Source organism: Bifidobacterium sp. UTCIF-39, assembly GCF_006408715.1.
In the GTDB taxonomy this organism is placed as follows: Bacteria; Actinomycetota; Actinomycetes; order Actinomycetales; family Bifidobacteriaceae; genus Galliscardovia; species Galliscardovia tissieri.
Map to the genome: position 1 here is coordinate 21,723 of NZ_JEOG01000018.1, position 17,698 is coordinate 39,420.

At 61.8% G+C, this 17,698-nt stretch carries 15 protein-coding genes and 1 tRNA gene; 13 read left to right on the top strand and 3 right to left on the bottom strand.

Annotation, left to right across the window (positions count from 1 at the left end; all coding sequences use genetic code 11):
• Positions 1-111: 111 nt before the first annotated feature.
• Complete coding sequence (locus tag EP30_RS07970; protein ID WP_140557638.1) at positions 112-1,620, bottom strand: zinc-dependent metalloprotease; 1,509 nt, start codon at positions 1,618-1,620, stop codon at positions 112-114.
• 110 nt (positions 1,621-1,730) lie between these two features.
• Between EP30_RS07970 and EP30_RS07975 the strand changes: the two genes are divergently transcribed.
• The 7 genes from EP30_RS07975 (at position 1,731) to EP30_RS08005 (ending at position 8,078) form a co-directional block, all read left to right on the top strand.
• Positions 1,731-2,609, top strand: coding sequence for a PDZ domain-containing protein (locus tag EP30_RS07975; protein WP_375137747.1), 879 nt, complete (start codon positions 1,731-1,733; stop codon positions 2,607-2,609).
• A 75-nt stretch (positions 2,610-2,684) separates the two neighbouring features.
• Entirely contained in the window at positions 2,685-3,104 is a 420-nt protein-coding gene (locus EP30_RS07980) for a DUF3052 domain-containing protein (RefSeq protein ID WP_140557641.1), read from the top strand.
• A 128-nt stretch (positions 3,105-3,232) separates the two neighbouring features.
• Positions 3,233-3,306 (top strand) — tRNA-Val (locus tag EP30_RS07985).
• 151 nt (positions 3,307-3,457) lie between these two features.
• Complete coding sequence (locus tag EP30_RS07990; RefSeq protein ID WP_140557643.1) at positions 3,458-5,155, top strand: DivIVA domain-containing protein; 1,698 nt, start codon at positions 3,458-3,460, stop codon at positions 5,153-5,155.
• A gap of 27 nt (positions 5,156-5,182) precedes the next feature.
• The gene (dxr, locus tag EP30_RS07995; RefSeq protein WP_094664940.1) at positions 5,183-6,421 is read left to right on the top strand and encodes a 1-deoxy-D-xylulose-5-phosphate reductoisomerase; all 1,239 of its coding nucleotides are present in this window, start codon (positions 5,183-5,185) and stop codon (positions 6,419-6,421) included.
• A 28-nt stretch (positions 6,422-6,449) separates the two neighbouring features.
• Positions 6,450-7,688 (top strand): flavodoxin-dependent (E)-4-hydroxy-3-methylbut-2-enyl-diphosphate synthase, encoded by a 1,239-nt coding sequence (gene ispG, locus EP30_RS08000; protein ID WP_169713086.1) that lies wholly within the window; start codon positions 6,450-6,452, stop codon positions 7,686-7,688.
• Positions 7,689-7,856: 168 nt separating this feature from the next.
• Positions 7,857-8,078, top strand: a complete 222-nt coding sequence (locus EP30_RS08005; protein WP_140557645.1) for a hypothetical protein — start codon at positions 7,857-7,859, stop codon at positions 8,076-8,078.
• A gap of 13 nt (positions 8,079-8,091) precedes the next feature.
• Here EP30_RS08005 and EP30_RS08010 read toward each other — a convergent pair whose 3' ends face one another.
• Complete coding sequence (locus EP30_RS08010) at positions 8,092-8,544, bottom strand: Panacea domain-containing protein (protein WP_140557648.1); 453 nt, start codon at positions 8,542-8,544, stop codon at positions 8,092-8,094.
• Between the two features lie 34 nt (positions 8,545-8,578).
• Between EP30_RS08010 and EP30_RS08015 the strand changes: the two genes are divergently transcribed.
• The 4 genes from EP30_RS08015 to EP30_RS08030 all read left to right on the top strand — a co-directional run bounded on the left by EP30_RS08015 (position 8,579) and on the right by EP30_RS08030 (position 13,215).
• Positions 8,579-9,655: a RelA/SpoT domain-containing protein gene (locus EP30_RS08015; RefSeq protein ID WP_140557650.1), complete on the top strand. Its 1,077-nt coding sequence runs from the start codon at positions 8,579-8,581 to the stop codon at positions 9,653-9,655.
• Positions 9,656-9,924: 269 nt separating this feature from the next.
• Positions 9,925-11,613, top strand: a complete 1,689-nt coding sequence (locus EP30_RS08020; protein ID WP_140557704.1) for a S9 family peptidase — start codon at positions 9,925-9,927, stop codon at positions 11,611-11,613.
• 37 nt (positions 11,614-11,650) lie between these two features.
• Positions 11,651-12,421 (top strand): DNA repair protein RecO, encoded by a 771-nt coding sequence (recO, locus tag EP30_RS08025; protein ID WP_140557653.1) that lies wholly within the window; start codon positions 11,651-11,653, stop codon positions 12,419-12,421.
• A 2-nt stretch (positions 12,422-12,423) separates the two neighbouring features.
• Complete coding sequence (locus EP30_RS08030) at positions 12,424-13,215, top strand: isoprenyl transferase (RefSeq protein WP_094663297.1); 792 nt, start codon at positions 12,424-12,426, stop codon at positions 13,213-13,215.
• An 89-nt stretch (positions 13,216-13,304) separates the two neighbouring features.
• On the opposite strand, the gene EP30_RS08035 is transcribed toward EP30_RS08030, so the two are convergent.
• The gene (locus EP30_RS08035; protein WP_094663299.1) at positions 13,305-14,255 is read right to left on the bottom strand and encodes a YwqG family protein; all 951 of its coding nucleotides are present in this window, start codon (positions 14,253-14,255) and stop codon (positions 13,305-13,307) included.
• Positions 14,256-14,501: 246 nt separating this feature from the next.
• Here EP30_RS08035 and nadA point away from each other — a divergent pair, with 246 nt between their 5' ends.
• Positions 14,502-15,770, top strand: a complete 1,269-nt coding sequence (nadA, locus tag EP30_RS08040) for a quinolinate synthase NadA (protein ID WP_094663301.1) — start codon at positions 14,502-14,504, stop codon at positions 15,768-15,770.
• A 149-nt stretch (positions 15,771-15,919) separates the two neighbouring features.
• Positions 15,920-17,611, top strand: a complete 1,692-nt coding sequence (gene nadB, locus EP30_RS08045; protein WP_140557655.1) for an L-aspartate oxidase — start codon at positions 15,920-15,922, stop codon at positions 17,609-17,611.
• The last annotated feature ends 87 nt before the right edge of the window (positions 17,612-17,698 follow it).

The following is a 17,698-nucleotide window of genomic DNA, read 5'->3' on the forward strand; positions in this document are numbered from 1 at the left end:
TTCCGCGACAATGGCGGAACACCAGCCCATTCTGGTGAGATGATATCCGGTGATATTGATCGTCGTTTTCGAATGCCAATGCCGGAATACGGTCACGACCGCCTGTGCTGACTACTTGTCGTTGTCGGACGGATCGTCATTGGCGCTGGGGGCGTTGTCGTCAGGATCGCCGTCGTCTTTGCCGCTGTCCTCGTCAAGCAGCTTGCTCAGCTCGGCATCCCAATCGATCTTCGTATCGGAACCGCCAGCGGTCGTGCCGGTATCATCGGAACCATTGCCGGACTCGGCAGCGTCCGTTGCGGGCTTGTCGACGAGCGCGGGAAGCAAGTCGGGGTGACTCCACTTGCCATCGCGTCCCTCGGAACCTTCGGCGAACGTGATCGACTCCCAGACATCGGCCGCTTCGCGCAGACGCTTGGGACGCAGCTTGAGTCCCAGCAGCGATTCGAAGGTCAGCTCGGCGGGTCCGCCCACCGCGCGCTCGCGGCGCATCATCTCGCGCAGCTGTTCGATATGCGGGATGTGCGCCATGCCGGCGCGCCATACCACGCAATCCACCCAGCCGTCCACCAGGGCGAGCAGACGCTCCAATCCTGCCAAGGCCTCCTGTTGCTCCGGGGTGTCGGACAGACCGACCTTGGTCAGATTCACCGCTCCGGCGATCGACTCGGGATTCATCGTCTCCGCCTCACGCAGCTGTTCCTCCATGGCATCCAGATCGATGGAGATGCCGCGCGCGTACTTGCCGATCAGCGCCTCGAAGCGCGGCATGAGCCAGTGCACGGAGGCGAACAGACGGGCATGGGCCACCTCATGCAGCGCGAGGAAGCTCATCACCTCGTTGCGGTCGATCTCCAGCTCCTTGGCATATGCCGTGATGTTCTCGGGAATCAGCGCCCCGGCGGGATTCTTCAGCAAGGCGATGCCCTGATCGAAGCTGCCATGCACTTCGGTGGACAGGTTGCCGGCGGCACCGCCCAGCTGCATGGCGAACGACGTGTTGCCCAGCAGCTTCATCAGCGTGGACGGGTCCTTGAGATCATCGGGGATCGGAATCGGCACCGGACCGGCGAACATGCCGGAGATCTCGCCGTTCAGCGCACCGCCCAGTCGTTCGGTGAGTACGGCGGCGAGCGCGTCGTTCATGGATTCCGCAACCGGGGCGGCGAACGACGCCCATGACGGCAGTGTCTTCTCCACCCATTCGCTTCGGGTGAGCACGTCGGGCTGCCCCTTGACCGGGTCGAATTCGATCACGGAGTCCAGCCACAGGTTCGCCTCGCTGAGTGCGCGGCGGGCTGCGGCGCCGTCCTCGGCGCTGACCATGGTCTGCGATCCGGCGTCGCGGGTCTTGTTCAGGGCGATGGATTGGGCGAGCTTGACGTTGATGGGTCCCTCCTCCATCGTGCGGTGCACGTCCCCCACGGAGTTGAGACCACCGGCGGTGAGCGCCTCGGCCAGGGAGCGTACCTCGGACGGCTTGGGCAGGCCTTCCACGCCCTGACTCATGATCTGCTCACGAATCGAATCCGGCAGTGACGAGAACTGCTTCCATGCCATCTCTCCCTGAATCGGGCCGAAGGCCTCGATAAGCCACTGATGCAATTCGTTGTCTTCCATACCTTCACCATCATTCGCATGGCGCGTGATGTGCGCCGGGGCCATTATCGTCAAGACAGCCCGGGTACCCTAGGCATTCGGGAAGTCTTTTCATCCATAGTATTGGAGGTATGCCGAACATGCACTTCAGACACGGCAAGTTCACGCTAAGCACCATGGTGAAGCGTGCTGCGTCGTATGTTGGCCTCGAATGGCGTGGACTGCGGTATCACCTGGGGCTGGTCGGTGCCCTGCTGTGCATCGTCATGCTGTGCATGCCCAGCGCGTTCGTGACCGAAGGTCCCGGCCCCACGCGTGATGTGCTTGGCACGGTCACGGTGGAGAACGGCAAGGCCGAGCAGATGATCGTGGTTTCGGGTGCCAAGACGTATAAGGACTCGGGAAAGCTGCTGCTGACCACGGTCAACAGCTACGGCGTGAACTCCCCGGCCGTCAATGCGCAGGTGTTGGTCGCATGGTTCAATCCCCAGGCCGGAGTATTGCCCCGTGAGGCGGTGATCCCGCCGGGACAGAGCGTCAAGGAGTACACGGACAACGCGAAGCAGGAGATGACCGGCGCGCAGGATTCGGCCTCGTCGCAGGCGCTCGCGTTCCTGTCGTCTCAAGGAATGGACACCTCAAATGTGAAGGTTTCCATGAACGTCGACGAGATCGGTGGCCCTTCGGCGGGACTCATGTACACGCTCGGCGCGATCGACAAACTGACGGAGGCGGACGAGACAGGTGGGGCGACGATCGCCGGCACGGGCACCATTGACGACAAGGGCAAGGTCGGTCCCATCGGCGGCATCCGACTGAAGATGATCGGCGCCAAACGCGACGGTGCCACGTGGTTCCTCGCCCCGAAGGACAACTGCGATGAGGTGGTCGGCCACGTGCCCGACGGCATTCGCGACGTACGTGTCGACACGCTTGCGGATGCGTACGAGGCGCTGGTGAAGATCGGTCAGGGCAAGGGGGATACCCTTCCGCATTGCACGGTCGGATGATCATGGTCGACAACCCCGTTCGTGTCGTGCCGATTCGTTACCGCATTGTTCGTCGTATGTTGCTATGCTGTTCTCGTGGTTGAAACTACTAGGCAAGAGGCTGACGTATTTGGGTTCCATTCCGGCGATATCGTCCAGGAGTGGCTATGGGATGACGACGTTGACGACTCCGTGCGTGAAAGCATCGAATCCGTCGCCGGCGAGGATTTGGTCGACGAGGATTATGATTCCCCTGTCGACGGTGTGATCCTGTGGTGGCGTGACGGCGATGACGAGGATGCGCTGTCCGATACGATCATGGATGCAGTGGATGTGCTGAACGAGGGTGGCCCCTTCTGGGTGCTCACTCCGAAGCCCGGCCGTGAGGGAGCCGCTGCCGCCACCACCATTGAGAACGCCGCAAAGACCTCCGGCATGAACGCCGCCACTCCGCAGACGCTGAATTCCGATTGGAACGCCGTTCGTCTGCGTGCCTTCGGCAAGGGACGACAGTAGTCCCCAATACCACGTAACACGTGGAAAACATCCCCGTCGGACATGCGAGCGTGGACAATGTTCGGTTTTGTCCGGCGGGATGGTATTCTTTTAAGGCATGCCGCGCCGAAGTGCGTGGATGCCTGATCGGGTGATTAGCTCAGTTGGTTAGAGCGCCACCTTTACACGGTGGATGTCGGGGGTTCGAGTCCCTCATCACCCACGATTGAACCGTTGAGAATTCAACGGTTCTTTGTGTTTTCGGGCGTTTTCCCTACGGTTTTGCCGGCAACGCCCGTCGCAATTGACCGCGCAGTCACGTAAGGTGGCTTATAGTCAAACCGGATGATCATGCGGCCAAGGAGGTCGATACTATGGCACGGAAGCCCGCGGCAGAGCGCAATAGCGCGACGATCGCTCGCGCAGGCAAGCGTAAGTGGGGCTATGACGTCGGGCAGGTGGATGCATTTCTGGAACGCGCCCACACCCTGTATGAGGACGACGAGCCGAAGATGAGCCAGGAAGACATCCAGAACGTGTCGTTCGCCTTGGAAAAGGACGGCTATGTGATCTCCCAGGTCGACGCGGCGCTCAACCGTCTGGAAAAGGCCGTGGTCGACAAGCAGACCCAATGGGATGTGACCCACTTCGGTCGCGTGGCATGGAGGGCCGCCACGGAACAGCTGGCACACAGCCTCTACGGTCGTGCCGACCGTCCGGAGAAGGACCGATTCGAGCCCGGTGCATCCCGTCATCCCTCCTACGATCGCAAGCAGGTCGATCGTCTGGTCAATCAGGTGATCGGCAAGATCAGGCGTGAACTCGGGGAATCCGAGGAACACGAAAGCGACGCCGTGCGCAAGCTCGATGCCGAACTGACGTCCACCCGCGTGTCCAACATCATCTTCACCCAGCGCATCGGCAAGCGTGGATACAGCGAACGTCAGGTCGACGCCTATCTGAATCGTGCGATTCAGGTGCTGGCGAGGCTCGAATCATTCTCCCGTCTGGAAGGCGCGCTGTTCCAATCGAGTGGTGCATCGCTGCCGGCTTCCCAGCCCGTTGCAACCGAACCCGTTGCAACCCCAGCACAGCCTGCGCCAGCATTCCCGGTGTCTTCGGCACCTGTGGCCCCGGTGACCCCGTCCGGACCGGAACCGCTTACCGTGGCCGCATCCGCCGCATCTCCGATCATCACCCCGGCGACTCCGGCACCTGTTGCCGCGACCCCCGTGGCACCCGTTGTGGACGAGGCGCGCGAGGAACAGCAGCGCAAGCGCGACGATTCGTTCACCAACCTGCGTGAGGCGGAAACCGAGATCTTCAGCGGTCTGGCCGACACCGCACCCGCGGCGGACACGCCTGCCGCAGCGGTTGCCGGATCCCTCAACGGACTGATGAATTCCGCAGTGGAAAATGCTGCAGTGGGAAGCCAGACGCCGGTACAGGCCCCCACATCGACGCCGTTGTTCCCCACGAACGCGCAGTACGCAACCGCGTCGGTCAACGAAACGCCGACCACTGCGATTCCGCGTCCGGTCGAACCGGCCGCATCACAGTTCACTTTCGACGGAACGGCATCCACGCCGCCGTTCTTCCACGCGCAGACGCAGCCCCAGCCGGTTTCGGCATCGGAACAGTACGCCGCCCCGGCCCCCGTAACGGCTGCACCGGTCCAGCCCGTGCAATCCGCACCCGCCGCATACACCGCGCCGGCATATCCGACATATGATGCCACACCCGTATCGGAGTCCGGAGAGACCCATCACGGACGGCATACCAGCTATCTGCCCATCGAATCCGGCGTCGTCGGAACCGCGCCCGTCGAATCGACATTCACGCCGCATACGCCTTCGGTGTCGACTCCGGCCGCGGCAACGGCATCGACGCAGACCCCGGCGGCGGCATCGAACCCTGCGTCCACCGGAACGTCCGCCGATTCAACGAACGCCGCATCCGCACCCGACGACTACTTCTCCACCCTGCTCGACACAAGCTCGATCCCGGCGGTGGACTTCCATATTCCGAACCTGACCTTCCCCTCGCCGGACGACGACAAGGAAACGCGATAGGACGTGTCTGACAGGAGTGCACAGATCATGACACCAACAACCGATTTCCCCGATCCGACCCTGCCGAACGAGAACGACGATTGGCATCGCACCGTCGCCATCCTCGGCTCCACAGGTTCCATCGGCACCCAAGGACTCGACGTCATCGCACGGCATCCCGAACGATTCGACGTCGTGGCGCTTGCCGCCGGCGGTGCCCATGTGGAGCTGCTGGCCCGTCAGGCCGTGCAGTTCCACGTCCGTCACGTGGCCGTGCACGACGAATCCGCACTGCCCGCCCTTCGCGAGGCGCTCGCCCGAGAAGGGGCAAGCGGGGTCGAAACGACTGCGGGACATCAGGCGGTCATCGATATCGCCGGCATCGGCGCGGACGTGGTGCTCAACGGCATCACCGGATCGATCGGTCTTGAACCGTCCATCGCCGCACTGCAGGCCGGATCGCAGCTCGCCCTCGCGAACAAGGAATCCGTGGTTGCCGGCGGCCATCTGCTGTTCGACGCGCAGATCCGTGCCAAGCAGATCAATCCCGTCGACTCTGAGCACTCCGCCATCTGGCAGTCGTTGCGCTCGGGCACGCACGGCGAGGTGGAACGACTCGTCGTCACCGCATCCGGCGGTCCGTTCCGCGGCAAGCACCGCAGCGAACTGACCGACGTCACTCCGGAACAGGCATTGCATCACCCCACGTGGAACATGGGACCGGTCGTCACCATCAACTCCTCCACGCTGATGAACAAGGGACTTGAGGTTATCGAGGCGAGCCGACTGTTCGATGTGCCACCGGACCGCATCAGTGTGACCGTGCACCCGCAGTCCATCGTGCACTCCATGGTGGAGTTCCGCGACGGTGCCACGATCAGCCAGGCGTCGCCGCCCGACATGCGTCTGCCCATCGCGCTCGGCCTGTCCGCGCCGTACCGTCTGGGCGATATCGCCAAACCGTGTGACTGGACGCAGGCCGCCCAGTGGACGTTCGAGCCGCTGGACGACGAGACCTTCCCCGCGGTGAGCCTCGCCCGGCATTGCCTGTCCGCGTCGGAGAAGCACACGGCCGTTCTCAACGCGGCCAACGAGCAGGCCGTTCACGCGTTCCTCAACCATCGACTGCCCTACCTCGGCATCGTCGACACCGTTCGCGAGGTGCTCGACGAGATGGACGCCGAATTGAGGAGTGCACCCCTGTTCGAGTCCGTGGAGGAAATGAGCCGACTCGAGGAAACCGCCCGCCGACTGGCCGATCATCTGATAGACAACAACCGTGACTGACGTGACTGAAACGAATACGACCGTAACCGTGAACGAACAGAACACCACGACCGCGGACGGTGCCAAGCCGTTCCGCAAGACGGGGGAGCCGTCCATCGCCGAATCCCCCCTGCACCCGAGGCGCAAGTCCCGTCGCATCATGGTGGGCCCCGTGCCCGTTGGCGGCGGCGCACCCATCAGCGTGCAGTCGATGACGAACACCGTGACCGCGAACGTGAACGACACGCTCCGCCAGATCGGCGAGCTTGCCCAGGCCGGCTGCGACATCGTCCGTGTGGCAGTGCCGAGCCAGGACGACGCCGACGCGCTGCCGTCGATCGTCGCCAAGTCGCCGATCCCCGTGATCGCCGACATCCACTTCCAGTCGAAGTACGTGTTCCAGGCCATCGACGCCGGTTGTGCGGCGGTACGCGTGAACCCGGGTAACATCCGCAAGTTCGATCAGGTGGGTCCCGACATCTGCAAGGCGGCCACCGACGCCGGCATCAGCCTGCGCATCGGCGTGAACGCTGGCTCGCTCGACAAGCAGCTGTACGCCAAGTACGGTGGCCCCACCCCCGAGGCTCTGGTCGCGTCCGCGCTCAAGGAGGCGCGACTGTTCGAGGACGTCGGATTCCACGACTTCAAGATCTCCGTGAAGCACCACGACGTGATCACCATGGTGCAGACCTACCGTCTGCTCGCATCCAAGGGCGACTGGCCGCTGCACCTCGGCGTCACTGAGGCGGGCCCGGCATGGCAGGGCACCATCAAGTCGTGCCTCGCGTTCGGTGCGCTGCTGGCCGAGGGCATCGGCGACACCATCCGCGTGTCCCTGTCCGCCCCGCCCGTGGAAGAGGTCAAGGTCGGTTGCAAGCTGCTCGAATACATGGGCCTGCGCGCACGTCACTTCGACATCATCTCCTGCCCGAGCTGCGGCCGTGCGCAGGTGGATGTGATCCAGCTGGCCAACGCCGTCACCGACGGACTCAAGGGCATCACCGCCCCGATCCGCGTGGCCGTGATGGGCTGCATCGTCAACGGTCCGGGCGAGGCGCGCGAAGCCGACCTCGGCGTGGCATCCGGCAACGGCAAGGGACAGATCTTCATCAAGGGCAAGGTCATCGAGACCGTGCCCGAGGATCGTATCGTCGACACCCTGCTCGACAAGGCCCACGAGATCGCCGAACGGATGAAGGACCAGGCCGAATCCGAAGGTCGTACGCTCGACGGCACCGAACCCGTCGTCGTGCCCATCACCTCCGACGGCAAGCACCACAACGCCTGACGGGCGATCGCCGCGGACGATTACTGACTGCGGACGGTGGCAACTATAAAAATGCCGTTTCCGTACGATACGTTGCGTGTCCGAGGCCGGACAATACGCCATACCGGCCGTCATACCGGGTACCGTTGAATTATCCGGTGAGTTGGCGGAAGGAACGGCATGGACGATATGACCGATATGGCGTTGACGTTTGATGACATCAAGCAGGGCGTTGCCATTGCCGGTATCATGCCGGATCAATCGGTTACGGTGGTGGCCGCCATGCCCCTAGGAGACGATGCCATCAACTTGTTCTACACCACGGCCGATGGCGGTACCGGCAGCGAGATCATCGATTCCGCTGCAACCACATGCTCGTTCAACGAGCAATGGTACAGATACTGGGATTGAGGACGAGAATTGATCAGTAAATATCAGAGATGACGGGATTATTCCGGTAATACTCCGCTATGGAGCTTTTGCTGATTATGGTGCTACTTGTAGCAGTACCGGACAGTCCGTTACGGGCGTCCTTCCACGGCGATTCCCTGTGGGTTCGAGCGCTGAGCTGATTGCCAGTCAGGTTCGACAGTGATTGACAAACGGAGTCCACGATGGCACGTTCGCTGTCGTTCAATACGCCAATATCGCCGTTCAGCTCACCATCGCGTATCAGAAACTTCCCCCGGTGTTGCGCATACAGGGGGCTGCATACGGGCCCGCCACGCCATGCCTGAAAGTCCTCGTCAAAAAGAGGACGACCATGGCGGGACAATGATTCCGCTTGTGAATAGAATGCCAGTTTTTGCAATTTCATAGTGGTCATCGGCCCATATTCGCTAAGAATGTAGGCGGCTACGTCCACGATTCCTGCCATGATTATCCTCCTTTCCGGGGTTATATTGTAGAACATGAGTTCAGACAACGTCGTGCCTTTCATCAGCCGAAGCCGTGCCAATACTGCTGGCAAGATCCTTCGTGCCGATCAGGGGCAGGACGGTGCGGAGTATGTTCAGGCTAGAGAAATCGCTCAGCGGTGGCGAGCCCAGCATATTGATCCGACTCAGCAATGCTTCAAACAGGTGTTGGAATGTTCAAAGCGGATACCGCAATCCGTGGCGACTTACCGACTGAAGCGTATGATTTCCATCATTCGTAAGCTTCAGCGTCCGAATGCCCATTTCAAACTCGGCGAGCTTGACGATATTGGCGGATGCCGGCTGATCGTGGAAACGAACGAAGAAGTCAATGAAGCTGCCGACTGGCTTATTTCGCGATTGTCGTTAAAGAATGGATCGGGCGACAAGGATTACATTGCTCATCCGCAACGTAGTGGATATCGTTCCCGGCATCTCCTCTGCAAGGCCGAAGCCGGTTCCGCTTCGTATCATGTGGAAGTGCAGATTCGTACGAGACTGCAGCATTATTGGTCCACGGCAGTGGAGACGGTTGGGGAGATTTACGGAACCGAGTACAAAAGTCCCACGGTAAGTGCTGCGGCGCAAGGCGCTGATAAGGAACGGCTAATATTTTTCAAGATAGTCTCCAGCCTGTTCGCGTTGGAGGAACACACTCCGCAGATACCGGATTTTGAGGGTGATCAGGCATCGTTGGTTCGTCAGCTCAAGGAGCTTTCCTGTACTGACCGGTTGCTGGCCGATCTAGAAGCGTCTGTTGACAGTGTTTTCAGCGCAGACGTGCCAGAAAACACTGGTGAATTGTTTCTCATGAAGTTTTCCCGAGAGGACCAGTACCTTGATGTCGATGCGTTTCCTATGAGTGAATTAAGCGAAGCGCTTCGACAATATGACGGCATGGAATGTTCCATGAACGATGCCCTTGGAACAGGAGAATATCCTGCAATGGATGTCGTGTACGACAATATCGTATTGGCATATGCCCATGATGCTGAGCAACTTGCCGTTGCGTATCCGAACTATTCGACGAATGTGCAGCACTTTCTCGAAAAAGTGGACTCGTATCTGTAACCGCTGACAGGCGGGTTCTTTTCATTACGCCCCTACACATGCGACAAATCCTCCAAAAACGTGCACAGATGCCTGTTCGAGGGGTGGGTGCGGGAGAGCAGAGACGCGCCGACCTCCGGTCATCGGAGGCGCGGGCGCGCGCTGCATGTGTCGTCGTGCGCCCATGCCTCCGACATGCGTCTTCGGACTGGGCGTATAGAATGCGTGTCGTGCTGAAACGTCGGAAAACACGAGTGCCGCAGCCCGGCGAATGGGGCTGGGTCAAACGCATGAAGGTCAGCGTGCCCATCTTCATCATCCTGATGGGCATACTGATCTTCGTGTCCCATGCCACCACCGTGCCGTGGAACAACAATCCCATCGATCAGAGCGTCGACACGCTGGCATCCGACACCGCCGTCACGTTCAACAATCCCGGGGAAGCATTGCCGGCGCTGGACACCTACAAGGTGGCGACAAAGAACGCGTGGATCGATCTCAAACGGCCGTCCACGGGGGAGACGCAGCGCGCCCACGTACTGATCCGCTATCCGCAGAACGCGGGCGGCACGGACGAAGACAATACCAACGCCACCAACAAACTGCCCGGCGTGGTGTTCATGCATGGCGCCGGCTATGGCACCGCCGACAATTCGTTCGGCGACGTGGCCGAGGATCTGAGCTCGGCCGGATTCGTCACCGCCACCGTGGACAAGCCGGTCTGGTCCACCAACGACATCACCCGCGACTACCCGGGATCCGCGCACGCCTACGGTCAGGTGGTGGACTATCTGCGATCCATGGACATGGTCGATCCTCACAAGGTCGGCCTGTACGCCACGTCGGAAAGCACGTGGATATCGCCGTATCTGGTCCGTGACGACGGCGACATCGCCTTCCAGATCCTGCTGTCGCCCATGGTGCAGACGCCTCGTCATGCGCTGGGATTCTTCGTGGCGCAGGATTTCGCCATCGTGGGCGCCAACCCGGGATATCAATCCATCGTGAGGCGTGTGTTCAGCGCCGATACCGCGCAGTTTGGCCTGACGAATCTTGATTTCAATCCCATGATCGCCGAAGGCTACGCCATCCCCACATTCGTGGCCTACGGGTCCAAGGATGTGATGACCGCCCAGGTGGACGGTGTGCGCGACATCGAGCTCATGGCGCATCGGAGCGGCAACTGGAACGTGACCGTTCGCAACTATCCCGTGGCCAACCATGTGATGCGTCTCGGCGACGAGGCGGAGGAGGGCACTCCGCTGGTGGATCGGTACGAACGCGACATGGTCGACTGGGCGGTGGGCACGTCGCGCGGCCTTCAGGAGACATCGGCGTCCATCGCCGGAACCACCATCTATCAGTCCATCGCCGTACCCACCAACCTGTATGGGCATCCGAAACTCACCGTCTACGGCGTGGGCGTGCATGTGGCCGCGGTGGTCACGTTGCTCATCGCGTTCGTGCTGGCGCTTATCGCTCTGGAACGCAAAATCCGCTATATGATCCGTGGTCAGGGGCCGGCGCTCGGATTCGTGCGCGGATACCAGCGCGTGCTCATCACCATATCCGCCACCACACTGGCGACGCTGCTGTTGTTCTTCGCCGGCATCGGCCAGATCGTCTGGCGTGTCGTCACGCTCATCTGGGGAGCCGCGCCCGAATCGCCAGGCATGATCTACTGGAGCTGGTACGCGATTCAGGTGGTCTGCGTACTGGTCGTCTGGGCATGGTCGCGCGTGTTCTGCCAGCTGTTGGAGACCGCCTCGCAAAAGGGTCTGCTGCGGACTCCCGACGAATGGCGTGCCGACTTCGAGATCAAACGGCTCACCGGCAAACCCGTGCTGCGCATCCGCGGCGTCCATACAGGCCCGGTCGTCGCATCCACCAGACTCGGCGTGACGCTGTTCGTCGCCACCACGCTCGCCATGTTCTGCGTGCTGCTCGTGTTCGCCTTCTGGGGACTGTTCGTCTACTAGATTTTTCGTCTACTAGGTTTACTGGACGGGAGAGCTGATGCCACTGTATAAGGACGAGGGACTCGTGCTGCGCACCGTGAAACTCGGCGAAGCGGACCGGATCATCATGATCCTCACCCGGGATCATGGCAAGATCCGGGCCGTGGCCAAGGGGGTGCGCCGGCTGAAGTCACGGTTCGGCGCACGACTCGAACCGTTCATGCGCGCCTCGCTGCTCATCGCCACGGGACGGTCGCTTGATGTGGTCTCGCAGGCGTCCACGTTGGGTGCGTACGCCGACGGCATCGTATGCGACTACGACGCCTATCTCAATGCCAGTGTGATCGTCGAAACCGCCGACCGTATTTTCAGTGCGCTCGAGGAGCCGTCTCCGCAGCAGTATCGTTTAGCCGTCGGTGCCATATCGGCGTTGTCGCGGCATTTGCACAGTCCGCGCGACATCAGCGAGTCCTATGTCCTGCGAGCGCTTGCGCTTGCCGGATGGCGTCCGCGACTCGACGCATGCGTGGTGTGCGGCGAGCACCGCAGTCCCGTGGCGTTCTCCATTCCCGCCGGTGGGGTGATGTGCGCCATGGATCGCACCCCCGAGGCGTACCGCGTGGGGGAGAGGGGCGTGACGAGACTGCGCGCGCTGCTCGCCGGCGACTGGAATGCACTCGATGCGCGAACGGATTCATCCGCTGCGTCCGCGGACGTCAATGCCGTCGACGCGCATGATGGCGATGATCAGGTGGCGGAACTGGTGGAAAAATGGGCCGAATACTATCTGGAACGGCCGATTCGTTCCGCTCGCTTGCTACATTCGTAATCATGGCTTTTGAAAACGTCGATTACACGTCGCTCTCCATTCCCGCGGCACCGTTCTCCGATCCTTCGATCATCCCCGATTTTCCCAAGAACAAGGTCCCCCGTCACGTCGGCGTCATCATGGATGGCAATGGACGTTGGGCGCAGCAGCGCGGACTGATCCGCACCAACGGGCATCAGGCCGCCGAACCCGTGGTCTTCGACACCATCGCCGGTGCCATCGAAGCCGGTGTGCGCTATCTGAGCCTGTACACGTTCTCCACGGAGAACTGGAAGCGCTCGCCGCAGGAGGTGCGGTTCCTGATGGGTTTCTCCCGTGAGATCATTCACCGCCGTGTGGCGCAGATGGATGATTGGGGGGTGCGTGTGCGTTGGTCCGGTCGCCGTCCGAAGCTGTGGAAGTCGGTGATCGACGAGCTTGAGGTGGCCATGGAGCGCACCAAGAACAACAAGACCATCGATGTGGTGTTCTGCATCAATTACGGCGGTCGTGCCGAGATCGCCGATGCCTGCGCCGCCATTGCCCGTGAGGTGCGTGATGGTCGTATTTCCGGTGATCGTGTGACGGAGAAGATGATCGCCCAGCATCTGTACAATCCCGACATTCCCGACTGCGATCTGGTGATCCGCACGTCCGGCGAGCAGCGCACGAGTAATTTCCTGCCGTGGGAGGCCGCCTACGCCGAGCTTGATTTCGTGCCCGAGCTGTTCCCCGACTGCGGCCGCGAGGTGCTGTGGCGTTCGATCGACCACTACATTCACCGTGACCGTCGTTTCGGCGGCGTGAAGCGCTGACTCAGTCCGCGCTGACCGGGTCGGCGTGAAACGAGACTGGGTGACCGGATTTCAAAGGAGAGTCGGCCACCCAGTTTGATTGTTCGGGCCTACATGCAGTCCCAGTGGAAGAGCACCTGGGAGAAATCAAGACGACGAAGCTGATCAGGGCGAATGAAGAAGTTCGCCACACCGGAGTCGGCGAACATCACGTCGTCGATCGAATCGATCTGCAGCAGCAATGTGTCGGCACCATGCCATGGGCCATTGGGACGGGGATCCCATTGCGTGAACAACGGATATCCGCCGATCTGATGACCACCGTATGCGAGCATATCGTTGATCGTGTCGAGGATCTCGCCCTCGTGCGTGCGATAGAAGTCACGATCTCGGTCGTTCATCGTGCTGAGGCAGCGTTGCAGCGCGCCGTCGAAACGATAATCCGTCGTGTTGATCACTTTCGCGGTGAGCGTCGGGACCAGTTTCATTGCGTAGTTCTTGTCGGGCAGCGGCAGATCGGTGTCGGCCCTCCAGGATGGATGGGCCACGTGGGTCGGCGGGACGGTGTCCGGCACGGTGGGGATGTACCGGATCCGCCATTTCTTCTGCGACTGCGGGTGGTCGAGGTTCATGCCGTACAGCGGATCGTCACCGGCGATGAAGAACTGAAGCAGCCCGTGCTCGGGAAAATCCGGAAGGTGGGGCAGTTCGTCGAAGTTGAGTTGTGCGAGCAGATACAGCGGCTTGCCGGTCTCGTGGTTGCGCGGCGGGCGCATGCCCGACGGAACGTAGAATTCGCCGCCGATCTTGGTGTCGAGGACATTCGGTGGCGTATCGGACGCGTCGAGCTCGATCATGGGCGCGTCGGTTGAGTGTCTGAGCATGGAAACGATCATCTGCGCCACGTAATCACTCAGTTGCGGTATGAGTGAGGTGTCGGCATAGGCTTCATCCCGTTGGATGCCGGTGACGGATGCATCGATGGGGTTTTGAATTCCGTGGGCCAGCCCTTCCTGCTCCGCCGAGGGCTTTTTGCCGAATAACCTGTCCAACAGACTCATGGCACTCCTTATTCGAGATGATGATACAGGCGTTACTCAGAGTAATCGACTCACGTTGATTTCGTTTATCCGAATGGTGAAGAAGCCGTGTCGGGTGACGCGCCGCATCACATATAGTCATTGTGACTATATGTGGTATGCTCTTATCTGATTTCGCGCGGGCGATGATTCGGACATGCCTTGGAACACGTCCGCCGACCCGCGTCGACCACAGACGTGACTGAAGGAATAAGGAAGGAACCAACCATGAGCGTGGCTTCCGTCAATGACATCATCGAACGACTCGGCGCGACCAGCACCTGCGACGCCGGACTGACCAAGGATCCATGGGCATTCGACACCACACGGCCCTCCTACGGACCCGGCGCATCCGCCCTCGACATGATCCCGAGGAACGCCCCCCGTCAGCAGCCGCTGCCGGAGGAATACCGCGACGCCTCCGACGATGAACTGCAGCAGCGCATCCGCGACGCCAAGGCGCGCCTCGGATCCAAGCTGCTGATCCTCGGCCACTTCTACCAGCGCGATGAGATCATCGTGCACGCCGACTACGTGGGAGACTCCTTCCAGCTGGCCAAGAACGCCACCCAGTGTCCGGATGCCGAACACATCGTCTTCTGCGGCGTCCACTTCATGGCCGAAACCGCCGACATCCTGTCCAAGCCCGAACAGAGCGTGACCCTGCCGAACCTGTCCGCCGGCTGCTCCATGGCCGACATGGCCGACATCGATCAGGTGGAGGACTGCTGGCAGCAGCTCGGCGAGATCTGCGGCACCAAGCCGGACGCCGACGGACTGCAGCAGATCATCCCCGTGACCTACATGAACTCCGCGGCCTCGCTCAAGGCCTTCTGCGGACGCAACGGCGGCATCGTCTGCACATCATCGAACGCACGAGCCGTACTCGAATGGGCCTTCGCCCGCGGCAAGCGCGTCCTGTTCTTCCCCGACCAGCATCTCGGCCGCAACACCGCCCGTGCCATGGGCATCCCGCTGAGCCAGATGCCGCTGTGGGACCCGTACAAGCCGCAGGGCGGCGCCAGCGACCCCGCCGACTATGCCAAGGCCAAGATGATCCTGTGGAAGGGCTTCTGCTCGGTGCACCAGCGCTTCACCGTGGACCAGATCGAACGCGCCCGCAAGGCGTACCCGGGCGTGAAGGTGATCGTGCACCCCGAATGCTCCATGCAGGTCGTCGACGCCGCCGACGGTACCGGCTCCACCGCCTACATCGTCAAGGAGATCGCCAACGCCCCCGCCGGATCCGTCATCGCTGTGGGCACCGAGATCAACCTTGTGAACCGACTGGCCGCACAGTACCCGGACAAGACCGTGTTCTGCCTCGACCCGGTGGTCTGCCCGTGCTCCACGATGTACCGCATCCACCCCGCATACCTCGCCTGGGCTCTGGAGAACATCGAACAAGGCAACATCGTCAACCGCATCACCGTGGATGACGACACCGCCCGCGAAGCCAAGGTCGCGCTCGAGCGCATGCTGCGCGTCCATCCGTGAACCGCCCGTGAACCGTGTCCGCGAATCCACGGGCGGCAAACAGATGCCGCTGGCAGCAGACAACTGGCAGCAAGCAGCAAGCAACAAGGCGACGTCATTCCAGACCGTCGCAAGCACCCGCCGATGGCGGGCCAAAGGGAAGTGAAACCGTGAATCCTCACAATGCCAACAGCGCCAACAGCGCCGACATCGTCGTGATCGGCGCGGGCGTGGCTGGACTGTCCGCCGCGCTCGCCGTGGCCGGCACCGGTCATGATGTGGTCCTGGTGACCAAAACCGAACTCGTGGAATCAAACACCTACCACGCGCAGGGAGGCATCGCCGCGGCCATCTTCCCCGACGACGACCCGAAGTTGCACGCCCAGGACACCATGGCCGCCGGACACGGTCTGTGCGAACCGAAGGCCGTGGAGATCCTCACCCGCGAAGGCGCCGACCGCGTCCGTGAATTCGCCAAGGCGGGCGTGCGATTCGACCGCGACGCCGAAGGCCACATGCTCCGCGGTCTGGAGGCGGCCCACTCCCGCGCCCGCGTGGTGCATGCCGGCGGCGACGCCACGGGAAGGATCCTCGAACTCGACGTATCCGCCATGGTGCGCTCCAACCCACGCATCCACATCATGGAGCATGCCTTCCTCAAAGACCTGCTGTTGCGCGACGGTGCGATCAGCGGCGTACGCCTGCTGGTCGAGGACTCCAACGGCAATCCGACCACGACGGACCTCGCCGCGAGCCGTGTGATCCTCGCCACCGGCGGTGCCGGACGCCTGTACCCGTACACCACGAACCCCCAGGTGGCCACCGCGGACGGACTCGCCGCAGCACTGCGCGCCGGAGCCCAGACCGCCGATCTCGAGTTCTACCAGTTCCACCCCACGGCGCTTGCGGTGGGCGAGCACTTCCTCATATCCGAGGCGGTGCGCGGCGAAGGGGCCGTGTTGCTCGACGAGCACGGCGACCGCTACATGACCGCCGTGGATCCGCGCGCCGAACTCGCTCCACGCGATGTGGTGGCCCGCGAGAACTTCCGCGTGATGCAACGTCAGCAGGGACGTCCGGTCATGCTCGACGTCTCCCCGATGCGCAAGGACAACCCCGATCTCGCCGCGTTCCTGAAGCATCGTTTCCCCACCATCGACGCCTATACGCGCTCGCTTGGCTTCGACTGGAGCCGGGAGCCGATTCCCGTGGCACCGGCCGCGCACTATTACATGGGCGGCATCCGCACCGATCTCAACGGTCGTGCCAGCATCCCCGGCCTGTATGCGGCCGGCGAATGCGCCCGCACCGGCGTGATGGGATCGAACCGTCTGGCCTCGAACTCACTGCTCGAAGGACTGGTGTTCGGTCGCCGCGCAGGTCTCGCCGCGGTTTCGGACCCGGACGGCACCGTATGGGATCCCGTACCATTCTCGAACTCGGCGACCGGTCAACTGACCGACAACAATCCGATCCCGCTGGATACGCCTCGAATGTCGGAACCGGCACGGACCGCGTCGCTCTGGGATCGCGATCGCATCGAACAAACCATGTGGCAGGACGTCGGTGTGCTACGCGACGACCAAGGACTACGAGACGCCATCGGGCGGCTCGGTAATGCGCTTGCGGTGGCGAACACCGCTGCGAACACGGCTGATACGGCGGCTGCGACCGATGAGAACAATGCAGCCGATACGACCGATACGGTCATCCGGCTTGAAAACCGCAACATGCTCACCGTCGGCTATGTGGCCGCGAACGCCGCACTGGCCCGCACCGAATCCCGTGGCGCCCACGCCCGCACCGACTATCCGGATGCACATGACGAATGGGCCATGTCCACGGCCTACGTGCTGCGGTAGTCGTAGCGCACCCTGGTACAGGCCTGATATCGGAACTCTCTGGTATCGGCACAATCCGCAATCCTCATCACAGGAATCAGGAATCCC

Bases quoted from the DNA above. Each gene is read 5' to 3' on its own strand.
- EP30_RS08035 (WP_094663299.1), bottom strand. From the start codon at position 14,255: ATGAGTCTGTTGGACAGGTTATTCGGCAAAAAGCCCTCGGCGGAGCAG.
- EP30_RS07970 (WP_140557638.1), bottom strand. From the start codon at position 1,620: ATGGAAGACAACGAATTGCATCAGTGGCTTATCGAGGCCTTCGGCCCG.
- EP30_RS07975 (WP_375137747.1), top strand. From the start codon at position 1,731: ATGCCGAACATGCACTTCAGACACGGCAAGTTCACGCTAAGCACCATG.
- EP30_RS07990 (WP_140557643.1), top strand. From the start codon at position 3,458: ATGGCACGGAAGCCCGCGGCAGAGCGCAATAGCGCGACGATCGCTCGC.
- EP30_RS08030 (WP_094663297.1), top strand. From the start codon at position 12,424: ATGGCTTTTGAAAACGTCGATTACACGTCGCTCTCCATTCCCGCGGCA.
- dxr (WP_094664940.1), top strand. From the start codon at position 5,183: ATGACACCAACAACCGATTTCCCCGATCCGACCCTGCCGAACGAGAAC.
- EP30_RS08020 (WP_140557704.1), top strand. From the start codon at position 9,925: ATGAAGGTCAGCGTGCCCATCTTCATCATCCTGATGGGCATACTGATC.
- EP30_RS08005 (WP_140557645.1), top strand. From the start codon at position 7,857: ATGACCGATATGGCGTTGACGTTTGATGACATCAAGCAGGGCGTTGCC.
- nadA (WP_094663301.1), top strand. From the start codon at position 14,502: ATGAGCGTGGCTTCCGTCAATGACATCATCGAACGACTCGGCGCGACC.
- EP30_RS08010 (WP_140557648.1), bottom strand. From the start codon at position 8,544: ATGGCAGGAATCGTGGACGTAGCCGCCTACATTCTTAGCGAATATGGG.
- EP30_RS08015 (WP_140557650.1), top strand. From the start codon at position 8,579: ATGAGTTCAGACAACGTCGTGCCTTTCATCAGCCGAAGCCGTGCCAAT.
- recO (WP_140557653.1), top strand. From the start codon at position 11,651: ATGCCACTGTATAAGGACGAGGGACTCGTGCTGCGCACCGTGAAACTC.